The sequence below is a fragment of the Bifidobacterium sp. B4111 genome (assembly GCF_026537235.1).
GTDB lineage: Bacteria > Actinomycetota > Actinomycetes > Actinomycetales > Bifidobacteriaceae > Bombiscardovia.
The window spans coordinates 690,910-703,888 of the sequence record NZ_JAFNMO010000001.1 but is presented as its reverse complement, the minus strand read 5'-3'; the positions used below and the strand labels follow the sequence as shown (position 1 = coordinate 703,888).

The window sequence follows — 12,979 nt, the reverse complement described above, 5'->3', positions numbered from 1 at the left end:
CCGAGTCTCGATCGTTCAGAGTTTTTCTATCGGTGCCAAGCGCAGCATCAGCCTCTTGGTTCCCTCGGAACCGAAGTCCACGGTCAAGACCGAGTTGTGCCCCTTGTCCTGAATATCGACCACCTTGCCCAGGCCATACTGATCGTGGGCCACCCTGTCGCCCAAAGAGAAGTCCTGAATGGACAGGCCATTCGACTTGGGCTGGCCCGAGGCCCTGCCAGTGCGTGCGGATGACGATGAGCTTGCTGTGCTGTGCCTGGTCGTAACTCTTCCGCTTCTGGAAGAGGAGCTACGAGAGCCATATCCGGATGATCCGAACGGCCGCTGCGAGGAGGTCCGCGAGCGCCCATGCACATTATGGGAAGAGCCAAAACCGGAGCCGGAGCCGAACCCGCCGAATGAACGATGACCGAATGCACGGCTATCGCTTTCATCCTCGAAGCCGCCGAATTCGTCCTCGTCGTCACCAAGGTCCCAGCCTGCGCGCATCCGCTCATTGCCCGCCTGCCGACGCTTCCAGTCAATCAGCTCGTCAGGGATGTCGTCCAGGAACTGGCTGGGCAGCATCTCATTGACCTGCCCCCACTGTGAGCGGACGGCCGCCCGCGTCAGGTAAAGACGTCTCTTGGCACGGGTCACGCCCACATAGGCCAGCCGACGCTCTTCCTGCATCTCGTCGGCATCCTCGAGGCAGCGGGAGTGAGGGAAGGTTCCCTGCTCCATGCCAGTCAGAAAGACCACCGGGTACTCCAGGCCCTTGGCCGTGTGCAGGGTCATCAGGGTCACTTTGCCTGAGTCGTCGCCCAAGCCTGGCAGCTGGTCTGAATCGGCCACCAGTGCCGTGGTCTCCAGGAAGCCCGCCAGCGTAGCGTCAGGAGTCTTCTGCTCGAACTCGGCAGCCACAGACTGCAGCTGGCCAAGGTTCTCCAGCCGAGAGGCATCCTGCGGGTCAACGGACTTGCGAAGCTCGTCCAACATGCCGGACTCCTCCAGGACCTTCTCAACAATCTGCGATGGCTTGGCATCGTGCTCAGAGGCAAAGTCGGTCAGGGAGCTGATCAGATCCCTGAAGGTCTTCATCCGCTTGACCATCAGCGTGGAAGCTCCGGGCACTTCCTCAATATGCTGCACCCCCTCCCAGAAGGAGACCTGATGCAGATCCGCATAGGAGGTCGCCGCCGCCTCGGCACGTGCGGCCAGGCCCCGCTTGGGCACGTTGAGTATCCGACGCATGTTCACGTCGTCCTGGGGATTGGCGATGGCGTGCAGGTAGGCCAGGGCGTCCTTGATCTCCTTGCGCTCGTAGAAGCGGGTCCCGCCCACCAATTGATAAGGCAGACCGGCGTTGATCAGCCCCTCCTCCAGGGCGCGGGACTGGGCGTTGGCCCGGTACATGATGGCCATGTCGGAGTAGGGAATGCCCTCCTCGCTGCGCAGTCTGGCGATCTCGGTGGCGATCCAGGCGGCCTCCTGCTGGGCGTTGTCGGCTGCGTAGCCCACGATGGGCTCCCCCTTGCCCAGGGCGGTCCAGAGCTTCTTGGGCTTGCGGCCTTCATTTTTGACAATGATGGCATTGGCTGCATCCAGAATGGTCTGGGTTGAACGGTAGTTCTGCTCCAGGAGGATGGTCCGGGCCCCAGGGAAGTCCTTCTCAAAGTCCCTGATGTTGCTGATATCGGCCCCTCGGAAGGCATAGATGGACTGATCCGAATCCCCCACCACGGTGATCCAGGCCTGCTCCTGCTTGCCTGCATCGGCACCGGCAAGCTCGCGCATGAGCACATACTGGGCATGGTTGGTGTCCTGGTACTCGTCCACCAGCACGTAGCGGAAGCGATGGTGGTAATACTGCGCCACCATCGGGGATTGCTGGAGCAGCTGGACGGTGCGCACAATCAAATCGTCGAAATCGACGGCGTTGGCCTGAGCCAGCCGATGCTCGTACTCGGCGTAGATCACGGAGTAGAGCTCCTCCTCGTTGCCGAAGCGGGCGGTAATCTGCTGGCCGCGCTGCCCGGGCCGGTAGTCGGGGGCATACTCCTGCAGCTGCGTGCGCCAATCCTGCAGGTTGTTCTTGTAGTCGGATATGTGGCTCAAAATGTTTCTGGGCGTGTAACGCTTCAGATCGATGTTGAGGTCCTTGCCAATCAGTTTGATCAGGCGCTCGGAATCGGCCGTATCGTAGATGGTGAAGCCCGATCGCAGACCGATCTCCTTGCCATCCCTCCTCAGAATGCGCACGCAGGCCGAGTGGAATGTGGACACCCACATGCGGTCGGCCACGGGTCCGATCAGCCGACGCAGACGCTCGCGCATCTCGGAAGCTGCCTTGTTGGTGAAGGTGATGGCCAAGATCTGGCTGGGCCAGGCGCCGAACTGACTGAGAATCCAGGCGATCCTGCGGGTCAGCACTCGGGTCTTGCCAGAGCCTGCGCCTGCCCCGATCAGCAGGGCCGGCCCCTGGTATTGAACAGCCTCGGCCTGCTGATCGTTGAGCCCCTTGAGCAGCTCCTTGGCGCTGCGCTGGATCAAGTCCGGTTCCTCGTTCACAAGCCACCTCTTGCCATCTGGTCTCGGTCACCGTCACAGGCCGGATGGCGCACACCCGGCAACCAACTATTTCTACCACAAAGCGGTGTCATCGACCTTGGCTCAGGGGTCAGCCAGCAGATATAAAAATCCCGTCCGCTTTCGACGGGGAAAGCGAACGGGGGTAAATCGGGGAAGTCAGATGACCCAGTCAGTTGCGCATTTGGTCCTTGGCGTTGTTGGCGGCCTCAGTGGCGCCCTGCTCAGCCTTTGCCTTGCCCACCTTGACATCGGCCTTGGCCTGGTCCATCTTGTCCGAAGCGGCGTCCTTGGCATCGGATGCCTTGTCCTGGGCAGCGTCCTTGGCGTCGCCCATCTTGTCGGCAACGGCATCCTTGGCATCGGATGCCTTGTCCATAACGGTGTCCTTTACATCGCCTGCGACGTCGGAAATCTTCTCGCCGGCAGACTTCATGGCATCCTTTGCATCATCCAGAATCCCCATATGGTCCTCCTTAGGTCCTTTAACGCACCGCGACGATGCGCGACCAATGCGGTCAATTTTCACTGTAACAGTCAGGACCTTGAATCCGCGGATTGACGGGCTGACACGCCAGGAAGACACTCCAATCCGCTGGAGGTGAAACCTGGCGGATCAGGGCGGCCTGACCACAGTCCCAGAACCGGGTTATCTTGGTGTCTATCCGCCGGGACCACAGGGGCCCCGCATTCATGACGACAAGGACGATGACATGCAGGAACTCGAGGAGCGAATCCGCCGCCAAGGCACGGTCAAGCCTGGCAATGTACTCAAGGTGGACGCCTTCCTCAACCATCAGTGCGACGTGCGGCTCTTTGACCACATGGGCGCTGAATGGGCCCGCCTATTCGCTGGTCACAGGATCGACAAGATTCTGACCATTGAGGCATCCGGCATCGGCATCGCCTGCCTGGCCGCCCGCCACTTCGGCGACGTGCCGGTGGTCTTCGCCAAGAAGACCCAGTCCATCAACCTTGACGGCGACCAGTACACGGCCCGCATCTACTCCTTCACCAAGCAGCGCGAGTACCCCGTCATTGTGGCCAAGCGCTTCCTTACGGAGGGCGAGCATGTGCTGATCCTTGATGACTTCCTGGCCAAGGGCAACGCCCTGCACGGTCTGATCGACATCTGCCATGATGCCAAGGTCGTCATTGAAGGCATCGGCATCGCCGTGGAGAAGGGCTTCCAGGAGGGCGGCCGTACCCTGCGCAAAGAGGGCTACAACCTCAAGTCCCTGGCCATTGTGGAAAACATGGACCCGGACCAGGGCACCATCACCTTTGCGCACAATCCCGCCTGAGCAGGCCGGCGCCCGGTCCGGGTCGCGGAAACATAGCGTCAGTCCACCTGATGCTCGCTGGTGCCGCCCTCCAGAATGGTCTTGACGTCATTCAGTGAGATGTTGACCATGGCGTTCACAGCGGCATCGGTGTAGAAGCCGATGTGGGGTGAAACCTCCACATTGGGCATGGCCTTGAGGGTCTCCAAGGCCTGGTTGCCGACCCTGGCTCCACTCAGGTCCTTTTCGAAGATGCCAGCCTCCCCCTCGATGGTATCGATGGCTGCACCGGCGATGGACTTGGTTTGCAGGGCCTCAATCAGCGCCGGGGTGTCCACAATGGGGCCGCGGGCGGCGTTGACCAGGAAGGCCGAGGGCTTCATGGCATCCAGGGCCTTCGCGTTGATCAGATGGTGGGTAGTCTCGTCCAGCGGCGTATGGACGGTGACGATGTCGGCCCGCTTCAAAATGGTGGGCAGGTCCACGTAATCCAGGGTGTCTGCCAGCTCGGGGCGGTGAACCGGATCGTTGGCGATGACGGTGGAGCCCAGGGCCCGGAAGATCCTGGCCACGGCCGATCCGATCTTGCCGGCTCCGATGATCCCCACGGTCAGGTTGTGGATCTCATGGGCCTGAAGCCCATCCCAGGTATAGTCGTCCTTGGCCTCGCGAGCGCTGGCCTCCCCCAGATGCCGGACCAGGCGCATGACCTGGGCCAGGACCAGTTCGGAGACCGACCGGGGCGAGTAGGCAGGCACGTTGGTCACGACCAGCCCGTTCTCCCGAGCGGCCTGCAGGTTGACGATGTCATAGCCGGTGATCCGCAGGGTCAGCTGCTTGAGGCCATAGTCCTTGAGCCGCTGGTAGAGCTCCGGCTCGGGCAGGGCCGCGTGCTGCTGGATGACGATGCCGTCGTAACCCTTGATCATGTCCACGGTGTTCATACCCAGATCGTGGTCAGTGGTATCCACCTGAATGTCATTGGCTTGCGCCCAGGCCTGAATGGCCTCCTGCTCGTCGGGTCGTACTGAATACATGAGAATGCTGGTCATTTTCTAGTCCTTGGTAACTGTCTTCGTTGATGGTTGTAATTTGAATCGTCAGAGATATCAGCTGCGATTTTCACGCATGTAGTCGCCAATCCGCTCCACGGCGGTATGCAGATCCTCCATGGAGGCTGCGTAGGAGATGCGGACGTAGCCTTCTCCCCCAGGCCCGAAGCTTGCTCCTGGGATTACCGCCACCTTGGCTTTTCGAGCCAGGTCGTAGACGAAGCTCCAGCTGTCGCGCATGCCCTCGGGCAACCGGGCGAAAATGTAGAAGGCGCCCTTGGGATCGATGACGTCCAGACCGACCTCGGGCAGGGCCTTGACCAGATAGTCCCGCCGCTTGCGGTAGGCCTCGCGCATCGGATCCGTGTCATTCATCCCCTTGGTCAGAGCCTCCTGGGCCGCATACTGGGCATTGGTGGTTACCGAAGTGATGCTGAACTCGTTGACCTTGCTGATCTGGTCAATAACGTCGGCGGGGCCAGCGGCGATGCCGACCCGCCATCCAGTCATGGCATGGGATTTGGAAACCCCGCCAAGCACGACCGTCTGCTCGGGCAGGATGGTGCCCATGGACACATGGGTACCCTGGTAGGTCAGCTCGGCGTAGATTTCATCGCTGAGCACGAAGAAGCCGTGCTTGCGCGCCACCTGGGCCAGAGCCTCCAGATCCTCTCGGGCATAGGTCACCCCGGTGGGATTGGTCGGATAGTTGAGCACCAGGGCCTTGACCGGACCATCGCTGTTTTCGATGGCGGCCTCCAGCTTGTCCGGCTTGAGAATGAAGCCGTCATCGGAGGTATCGACGAAGACGGTCCTGGCACCGCTCAGCTGGGCAATGGGGATGTAGAGAGGGAAGATGGGCGTGGGCAGGATGACCGTGTCCCCCGGGTTGATCATGGCGGTCAGGCCCGAGAAGATACCCCCGGTGGCTCCGGCTGTAATCACCATTTGCGTGTCGGGGTCGTAGTCCAGCCCGTACTTGGCGTGGAGATAGTCGGCCGCCGCCCGGCGAAGGCTGGGCATACCGCGACTCTCGGTGTAATGACTGTGGTTGTCCTGGATGGCCTGAATGCCCGCCTGCTTGACGTGCTCAGGGGTGAAGAAGTCCGGCTCCCCCAGGGTCAACTTCACGATGCCGTCTATTCCGGCAATCTCCTTGTTGAACTCGAGAATGTCGCTCGGCGCCAGAGCTTTGACCCTGGCATTCATATGATCCGCCAATGTCATTGGCTTGTCCTTTCCCATGCGGTTATTACAACCATTGTCGCTGGTGCTGCCCTACCGACTATGCGGTGACGATGCACGGGAAATGCTGTCGACGACTGCAGGGCCGGTGGGTTCCGATCCGTGCAACCGTTCCTACAAGGCACGCGGCGTCACAGATCGAATCCGTGCCACCAATAGGTAAATCGTGTGCCCTGCATGCTGAAACCTCCTGCGGAATCTACAATCAGCATTAGCAATTAGCGTACAGCGAAGTTTCAGCAATCCAAAAAGGCGACCATTATTTGACCAAGCCATTGCGTGATTATGGACGCGATAGGCATCTGAAGAGCCACACCAGACGGCGTAACCCCCTTAATTGCACAGACCCGCTCATTCCTCAAGCAGACGCATGGCAGCCTGCGAATCCGTAATCAGCACATTGGCATAGCCGCCCAGAAGCACCGCACGCATGGATGCTATCTTGGAAGGCCCTCCCGCCACCAATATGGAACATGGCTTCTTGCGCAACCGATCAAGCTGTATCCCCACCGTTCTCGCGTTAATGCCATCATCCGCAATGGAGCCGTCGGCAGCTATGAATCGTGAAAGCACATCGCCGACAGCCTTATGCTGCAGCATGGTGATCTCTCTGCGGGAGAGATATCCCAGTTTGAAAAGCATGGCATCGTCACGAACGGTTCCGCAGGTAAACACGGCGATATCGGTCCGTTCCCCCTGACGAACGATCTCGTCTATGAAACGATCCTTGAGCACAATGTCCCGAGTCAAGGCATTGTCGAAAATGACCGGCAAGGGCAGCACAGTAGTGGTGGTGCCGAAGGCCATGCCGAATTTCAGGGCGATATCCGCGGCATAGTTGTTGAAGTCAGATGCGGAGACACTTCCCTTGAGCTGCACCACCGATACATCCTTGTGCTCATTAGGTCGCAGATGATCGGCTACAGCCTTGAGGGTCCTCCCCCAGCTGATCCCCAAACGGTCGTGATCGCCGACAATCTCCGCCAGATAATCCGCTGTAACCGCGCCTAGTCTATCTCTGATGGCCTCTTCGTCACCGGTCGAATCATATGACAGCCTGACATCTCGCAGGCCGAAAGTCACTTTGAGTTTTCTGGCCAGGGATTGCAAATCAGCATGAGGGTCCGCGATGATAACCCGAACAAGCCCTTCTTGCCTGGCGTAGGCCAGAAGACGCGAAACCGTCGGGCGAGAAACGCCCAGTCTGCGGGCGATGGCGTTTTGACCCAAGCCCTCCTCGTAATACCAGTGACAGACTGTGACAGCTTGATTCCTATGCTGTTCATCGTCGATCATGAAACTTCCTCTTCTCCTAGTCGTGCGGAAACAGCAGCCAATGACAGCGTCACGTCATGTGATATTCGAGCTTCAGTTTTTGAACATATGTTCATTTTAGCATTTTACTTCCGTGCATTGACTGTTACAGTGATGCCCACAAGGAGGTAACAATCATGCAGATCAATCGCCTCATCGATCACACGCTGCTCAAGCCGGAGGCAACACTCGCTCAGATCGACCAGGTCATCGACGAAGCCCTGAACAATCATTTCTATTCGGTCATGGTCAATCCCTACTGGGTTTCCCACGTCCATGAGCGGGTCAAAGGTTCGGATGTCCTGACTGCCTGCGTCATCGGCTTCCCCCTGGGTGCCAACACCACAGCCAGCAAGGTCGCCGAAAGCCGGGAAGCCATCGCAAACGGAGCCGATGAGCTGGATATGGTGATCAACATCGGCGAAATGACGGGCGGTCGAGAGGAGCTCGTTGCCAAGGATATTCGTGCAGTCGTCGAGACCGTGCATCAGGCAGGAAAAGTCATCAAGGTCATCATCGAGACAGCTCTGCTTGACGATAAGCAGATCGCGCGGGCCAGCAGGCTGGTGGCCGACGCAGGCGCTGATTTCGTCAAAACATCCACTGGATTCGCCAGCCGTGGCGCCAGTGTGCACGACATCGAAGTCATCAAACAAGCAGTCGGCGACAGAATTCACATCAAGGCCGCCGGCGGCATCCACACCAGGCAAGAGGCTGAGGCCCTGATCAAGGCAGGTGTGGAACGGCTGGGCACCAGCTCCAGCATGGCCATCATCGGCAAGGCCTGACATCGGCGTCCGGGGGCCGGCCCCCCGGACCGACTCTTAATATTCTCGGCACACGCAATGCGGCGGCCACCGAATGCAAACCCAAGGAGGGGTTCATGCAATCAACAACCTTACAGAAGCGTCCAAAAGCATCCTTTCATCCATTCAGACTGCGCGCGCAGGAATTGGATGATGGATACCTGGACAGGACGCCGATGCTCCAGTACATCCTGCTCTCCTGTCTATTCCCCCTTTGGGGAGCGGCCGCCAGTCTCAATGACATACTCATAACCCAGTTCAAGACCATCTTCACCCTGTCCAATGTCGCCAGCGCCTTTGTACAGACAGCCTTTTATCTGGGCTACTTTCTGATCGCCATACCGGCTTCACTCATCATCAAGAAGACCTCATACAAGGTCGCCATCATGATCGGCCTTTCGCTGTACACCATCGGCTGTTCGATTTTCTTCCCAGCCTCGCGCATGGCCACCTACGGCTTCTTCCTGATCGCCCTGTTCGCCTTGGCCTGCGGTTTAAGCTTCCTGGAGACCTCGGCCAACACCTTCAGCTCCCTCATGGGACCTAAGAAGTATGCCACTCTGCGGCTTAACATCTCTGAGACTTTTTACCCGCTCGGCGCCATAGCGGGCATATTGCTGGGCAAATACCTGATCTTCGGTGCAGGCCAGAGCCTGGAAAAGCAGATGGAAGGGCTTCACGGACAGGCCCGCATCACCTTCGGCGAGCGCGCCCTTCAACATACGCTGTTGCCTTACAAATACATCATCTTCGTCCTGCTGGTCGCCCTAGTGCTTTTCGCATTGACGCAGTTCCCTTCAGGCAAGCCCAGGGTGGATTCCACCAAGCAGCAGCCTCAGGCGCGCATCGGCGAGACACTGGCCTATCTTGCGCACAATCGCCGCTTCCTTTGGGGAATTTTCACCGAATTCATGTATATAGGAATGCAGACGGCTGTATGGTCCTTCACCATCAGATTAGCCATGGAGCTCAATACCTCAATCAATGAACGTTCGGCATCGACTTTCATGATCTACAGCTATGTCGCCTTCTTCGTAGGCAAGGTGATCGCCAACTTCATGATGAAGTCCATGCACCCCTCCCGGGTCCTGCAGTGGTTCTCGGCATTCGGATTGGCTGCCCTGGTCTACATCCTCCTGGTGCGCAACATGAGCGCCGTCTATGCGGCCATCATCGTCTCGGGCCTGTTCGGACCCTGCTGGGCCACCATCTACTCGCAGACCTTGGATACGGTGACCGACAAACGCCATACGGAAACAGCGGGAGCCATCATCGTCATGTCCATCGTGGGCGGGGCCTTCATCCCTGTAGCGCAGGGATTCGTCGCGGACATCTCGAACATGTCCCTGTCCTTCCTCGTCGATGTGGTCTGCTTCGCGGTCGTCTGCGTCTATTCCACAGCAAAGATGCGCGCTTTCAAGGCTGAAGGCGCTCAGAAAAACCAATGAAAGGAAAACCAATCATGCAACAGCTTCACCTCAATCATGATATGTTCGGCCCGGCCGAATTCACCCTCTATGAGGACGACGATTTCAAAGCCGTCACCTTCACCTACCCATCAGGAGTTGAAGCGGTCCGTCTGGAGAACTCCCGCGGCCAGCTCACCGTCCTGCCTTACATGGGCCTGATCATCTGGGATGCGGTCTTCGACTCCATCAGCCTAAAGATGAAGGACATGTTTTCGCAGCCCCTTCCCGGCACGGCCATAGCAGATACCTACGGCTGCTTCCAGTTCACGTCAGGACTCCTTGGCGGCGGAACCCCGGCCCCGGAGGACGACTACCAACTCCACGGCGAGGCCCCGACCAGCCGCATGGACAGTGCCTGGCTGGAATTCGGAGATGGGACCATGTCAATACATGGGCAATTCGAATATGTCAAAGGGTTCGGCGACCACTACCTGAGTAGGCCATCCGTAACATTGCACACGGATTCCGGTCTTTTCGACATCGGCCTGGAGGTCACCAACCTCTCCAACTACCAGACCATGCCTCTGCAATACATGTGCCATATGAACTATGCCTACGTGCATGATGGGCATATGGAACAGAACGTGCCTGACGAGGCTTTCCGTCTGCGCCAGACCGTTCCCGCCCACGTCCATCCCACCCCGCAGTGGCTGGCCTACAACGAAGAGCTCAAGGCCAGCGGTGATCTGATCAACAACCTGAACGACGAGAGCCACTACGATCCTGAGATCGTCTTCTTCTCCCAGAACCTGACCAAGTTCACGGATGTGGCCGAGTTCCGGCTCCATCTGAATGCCGAACACAACTTCCTGACACGGTTCAGCACGGAGCAATTCCCCATCGTCACCCGCTGGATCCTGTACAACGCCGATCAACAGGTGGCGGCCTTTGCACTGCCCGGCACCAGCACACCCGAGGGCCGCGCCGCCGCTGAGAAGGCAGGCACCCTGATCCACCTGAAGCCCCAGGAAACACGCTCATTCCTGGTAACCACCGGCCTGGAAAGGTAAAGGACATCATGGCTGACATCACCGTCATCGGCTCCAATATGTATGAGCTGACCACCTTTGTCGATCGCATGCCGGTGGAAGGAGAGACTGTGGAAGCTCCTGAATTCGAGATGGGATTCGGCGGCAAGGGGGCCAACCAGGCCATCGCCGCCGCCCGCCTGGGTTCACAGGTCAACTTCATCACCATGGTCGGCAGGGACGAATTCGGCAGACAGCAGCTGGAGAACTACCGCAGCAACGGCATCAGCTCTGATGGAATCGGCATCGCCGATGGAAGCAGCGGCGTGGCGCCGATCTTTGTGGACACCAGCGGCGACAATCGGATCCTGATCGTCAAAGGCGCCAACAAACAGCTCACGCCTGCCGCCTTGGACGATAAAAAAGACCTGATCAAGGGATCGAAACTGGTCGTTCTCCAACAGGAGATCGCCTTGGAGACCAACTACCATGCCATTGAACTGGCAGAGGACTACGGCGTGCCTGTACTGCTGAACCCTGCTCCAGCAAATGATGATCTGAACATCGACTATGTCTCCAGAGTGGCCTTCTTCGCACCGAATGAGACCGAGCTGGCCACGCTCACAGGAATGCCCACAGGGACATTGGATGAGATCAAGGCCGCAGCACGGAACTTGGTAAGGCGCGGAGTAGGCAACCTGATTGTCACCATGGGCGGCAAGGGCGCCCTATGGGTCAGCGCCGACCAGGAGCTGCTGGTGCCTGCAGTCACGGTTGAAGCCGTGGATACCACTGGCGCCGGCGATGCCTTCATCGGCTCTTTCGCCCACTACTACACGCAGGGCGAGGATGTGCCAACAGCTCTGGGCCACGCCAACAGATACGCTGCAATCAGCGTCACACGCCGCGGTACCCAGAAAGCTTATCCAACAGCCGCCGAGCTCAAAGACCTCCTGCTGGAAAGGGTGCAGGCATAAGGTATTCGCTATGGTCGCATTGCCAGGCGTGGACGGGTAGACCGCCCGCGTCTGGCTTTTTTATGTCCTTGCAACGAAATGCTGTCATATACTGTGCCTCAAAGCAAAGCAGGCGCCACGATTCACAGACACCTGCCAGAAGGGGTGATAAGTATGACCAATCGAGTGGCGCTGGTCACTGGAGCCACTAGCGGCATCGGGTATGAAACCGCTGGCCTGCTCGCCGATCATGGATACCAGGTATATGCGGCAGGACGACGAGTCGAACGATTGAAGCCCCTGGCTGACAAGGGGGTGACAGCCGTGCAGATGGACCTGACCGATTCTGCCTCCATTGAGAAGGCCGTCGCACGAATTCTGCAGAGGGCAAAGCGTGTCGACCTGCTGGTCAACAACGCCGGCTACGGCTCCTATGGTCCGGTCGAGCGGGTCTCTATTGACGAGGTCCGTCGACAATTCGAAGTCAACCTCTTCGGACTCGCCCGATTGACCCAGCTGGTGCTGCCAGCCATGCGCCGAGCCGGAAGCGGCCGAATCGTCAATACCTCATCCATGGCTGGCCGAATGGTCACCTACATGGGTGCCTGGTACCATGCCACCAAGTACGCCCTTGAAGCCTTCAGCGACGCTTTACGCATGGAAACCCGCCCCTTCGGCATCGACGTGGTCCTGATCGAGCCTGGAGCCATCGCCACCAACTGGGGCGCAATCGCCGCCGACCATCTTCAGAAGGTCACCCGCAAGAGTGCCTATCGAAAGTCAGGGTTCCAAGCTGCTGCTGGATTGCGCAAGCTTTACTCCAGCAGGCATTTGACCCGACCATCAACCATTGCCAAGGCCATCGTCCGTGCTTCGACGGTACGCCATCCCCGTCCACGCTACCTTCTGGGCTTTGGAGCCAAACCTCTGGTCGCCCTTCATGCCCTGCTCCCTGCCCGTGCCTGGGACTACCTGATGGTCCATGCCAAGGACCTGTAAACGCTAAAACTACGTACCCAGAGCGGTGTTTACATTGAAGCCAGATACATGCACGAAGTTTAAGCTCGCCGAAGTCAAGTACTGGCCTAGCTATTGTGAAATACCAACAGTCTGATGTACCTCGATTTCCCTGCCAAGGCTGGCATTGTCCGGAACAGCCATGTGAACGACGTTGGCTTGGGGCATTGCAAGTACCTTGCCATGCCTATTCGTTGATATTTGGTTGAGTTTCTGACTACTTCCAAACAAAGCAGTTGCTTTAAGCGCCTTCGAGCAATGGACAGTTATAATCTAATTAATTATCGTCATGTATTAGCGT

11 protein-coding genes are annotated in these 12,979 nt (G+C 58.4%); 6 read left to right on the top strand and 5 right to left on the bottom strand.

The window, feature by feature from the left end; genetic code table 11:
- Positions 1 to 15 precede the first annotated feature (15 nt).
- Positions 16 to 2,550 (bottom strand): UvrD-helicase domain-containing protein, encoded by a 2,535-nt coding sequence (locus J3T93_RS03250; RefSeq protein WP_267430493.1) that lies wholly within the window; start codon positions 2,548 to 2,550, stop codon positions 16 to 18.
- A gap of 190 nt (positions 2,551 to 2,740) precedes the next feature.
- Positions 2,741 to 3,034: a hypothetical protein gene (locus tag J3T93_RS03245; RefSeq protein WP_220235919.1), complete on the bottom strand. Its 294-nt coding sequence runs from the start codon at positions 3,032 to 3,034 to the stop codon at positions 2,741 to 2,743.
- A gap of 247 nt (positions 3,035 to 3,281) precedes the next feature.
- Here J3T93_RS03245 and J3T93_RS03240 point away from each other — a divergent pair, with 247 nt between their 5' ends.
- Positions 3,282 to 3,872 (top strand): xanthine phosphoribosyltransferase, encoded by a 591-nt coding sequence (locus J3T93_RS03240; protein WP_220235920.1) that lies wholly within the window; start codon positions 3,282 to 3,284, stop codon positions 3,870 to 3,872.
- Positions 3,873 to 3,910: 38 nt separating this feature from the next.
- On the opposite strand, the gene J3T93_RS03235 is transcribed toward J3T93_RS03240, so the two are convergent.
- From J3T93_RS03235 to J3T93_RS03225, 3 genes are all read right to left on the bottom strand, one after another.
- Positions 3,911 to 4,903 (bottom strand): D-2-hydroxyacid dehydrogenase, encoded by a 993-nt coding sequence (locus J3T93_RS03235; protein ID WP_267430492.1) that lies wholly within the window; start codon positions 4,901 to 4,903, stop codon positions 3,911 to 3,913.
- 57 nt (positions 4,904 to 4,960) lie between these two features.
- Positions 4,961 to 6,130, bottom strand: a complete 1,170-nt coding sequence (locus J3T93_RS03230; RefSeq protein WP_267430491.1) for an aminotransferase class I/II-fold pyridoxal phosphate-dependent enzyme — start codon at positions 6,128 to 6,130, stop codon at positions 4,961 to 4,963.
- A gap of 369 nt (positions 6,131 to 6,499) precedes the next feature.
- Positions 6,500 to 7,444 (bottom strand): sugar-binding transcriptional regulator, encoded by a 945-nt coding sequence (locus tag J3T93_RS03225; RefSeq protein WP_267430490.1) that lies wholly within the window; start codon positions 7,442 to 7,444, stop codon positions 6,500 to 6,502.
- Between the two features lie 155 nt (positions 7,445 to 7,599).
- On the opposite strand from J3T93_RS03225, the gene deoC reads away from it, so the two are divergent.
- From deoC to J3T93_RS03200, 5 genes are all read left to right on the top strand, one after another.
- Positions 7,600 to 8,250, top strand: coding sequence for a deoxyribose-phosphate aldolase (gene deoC, locus J3T93_RS03220; RefSeq protein ID WP_267430489.1), 651 nt, complete (start codon positions 7,600 to 7,602; stop codon positions 8,248 to 8,250).
- Positions 8,251 to 8,345: 95 nt separating this feature from the next.
- Positions 8,346 to 9,716, top strand: a complete 1,371-nt coding sequence (fucP, locus tag J3T93_RS03215) for an L-fucose:H+ symporter permease (RefSeq protein ID WP_267430488.1) — start codon at positions 8,346 to 8,348, stop codon at positions 9,714 to 9,716.
- 14 nt (positions 9,717 to 9,730) lie between these two features.
- Positions 9,731 to 10,747 carry an aldose 1-epimerase family protein gene (locus tag J3T93_RS03210; RefSeq protein ID WP_267430486.1) on the top strand — a complete coding sequence of 339 codons (1,017 nt, stop codon included), beginning with the start codon at positions 9,731 to 9,733 and terminating at the stop codon, positions 10,745 to 10,747.
- An 8-nt stretch (positions 10,748 to 10,755) separates the two neighbouring features.
- Positions 10,756 to 11,682, top strand: coding sequence for a ribokinase (gene rbsK / locus J3T93_RS03205; RefSeq protein WP_267430485.1), 927 nt, complete (start codon positions 10,756 to 10,758; stop codon positions 11,680 to 11,682).
- A 153-nt stretch (positions 11,683 to 11,835) separates the two neighbouring features.
- Positions 11,836 to 12,660 (top strand): oxidoreductase, encoded by an 825-nt coding sequence (locus J3T93_RS03200; RefSeq protein ID WP_267430484.1) that lies wholly within the window; start codon positions 11,836 to 11,838, stop codon positions 12,658 to 12,660.
- The last annotated feature ends 319 nt before the right edge of the window (positions 12,661 to 12,979 follow it).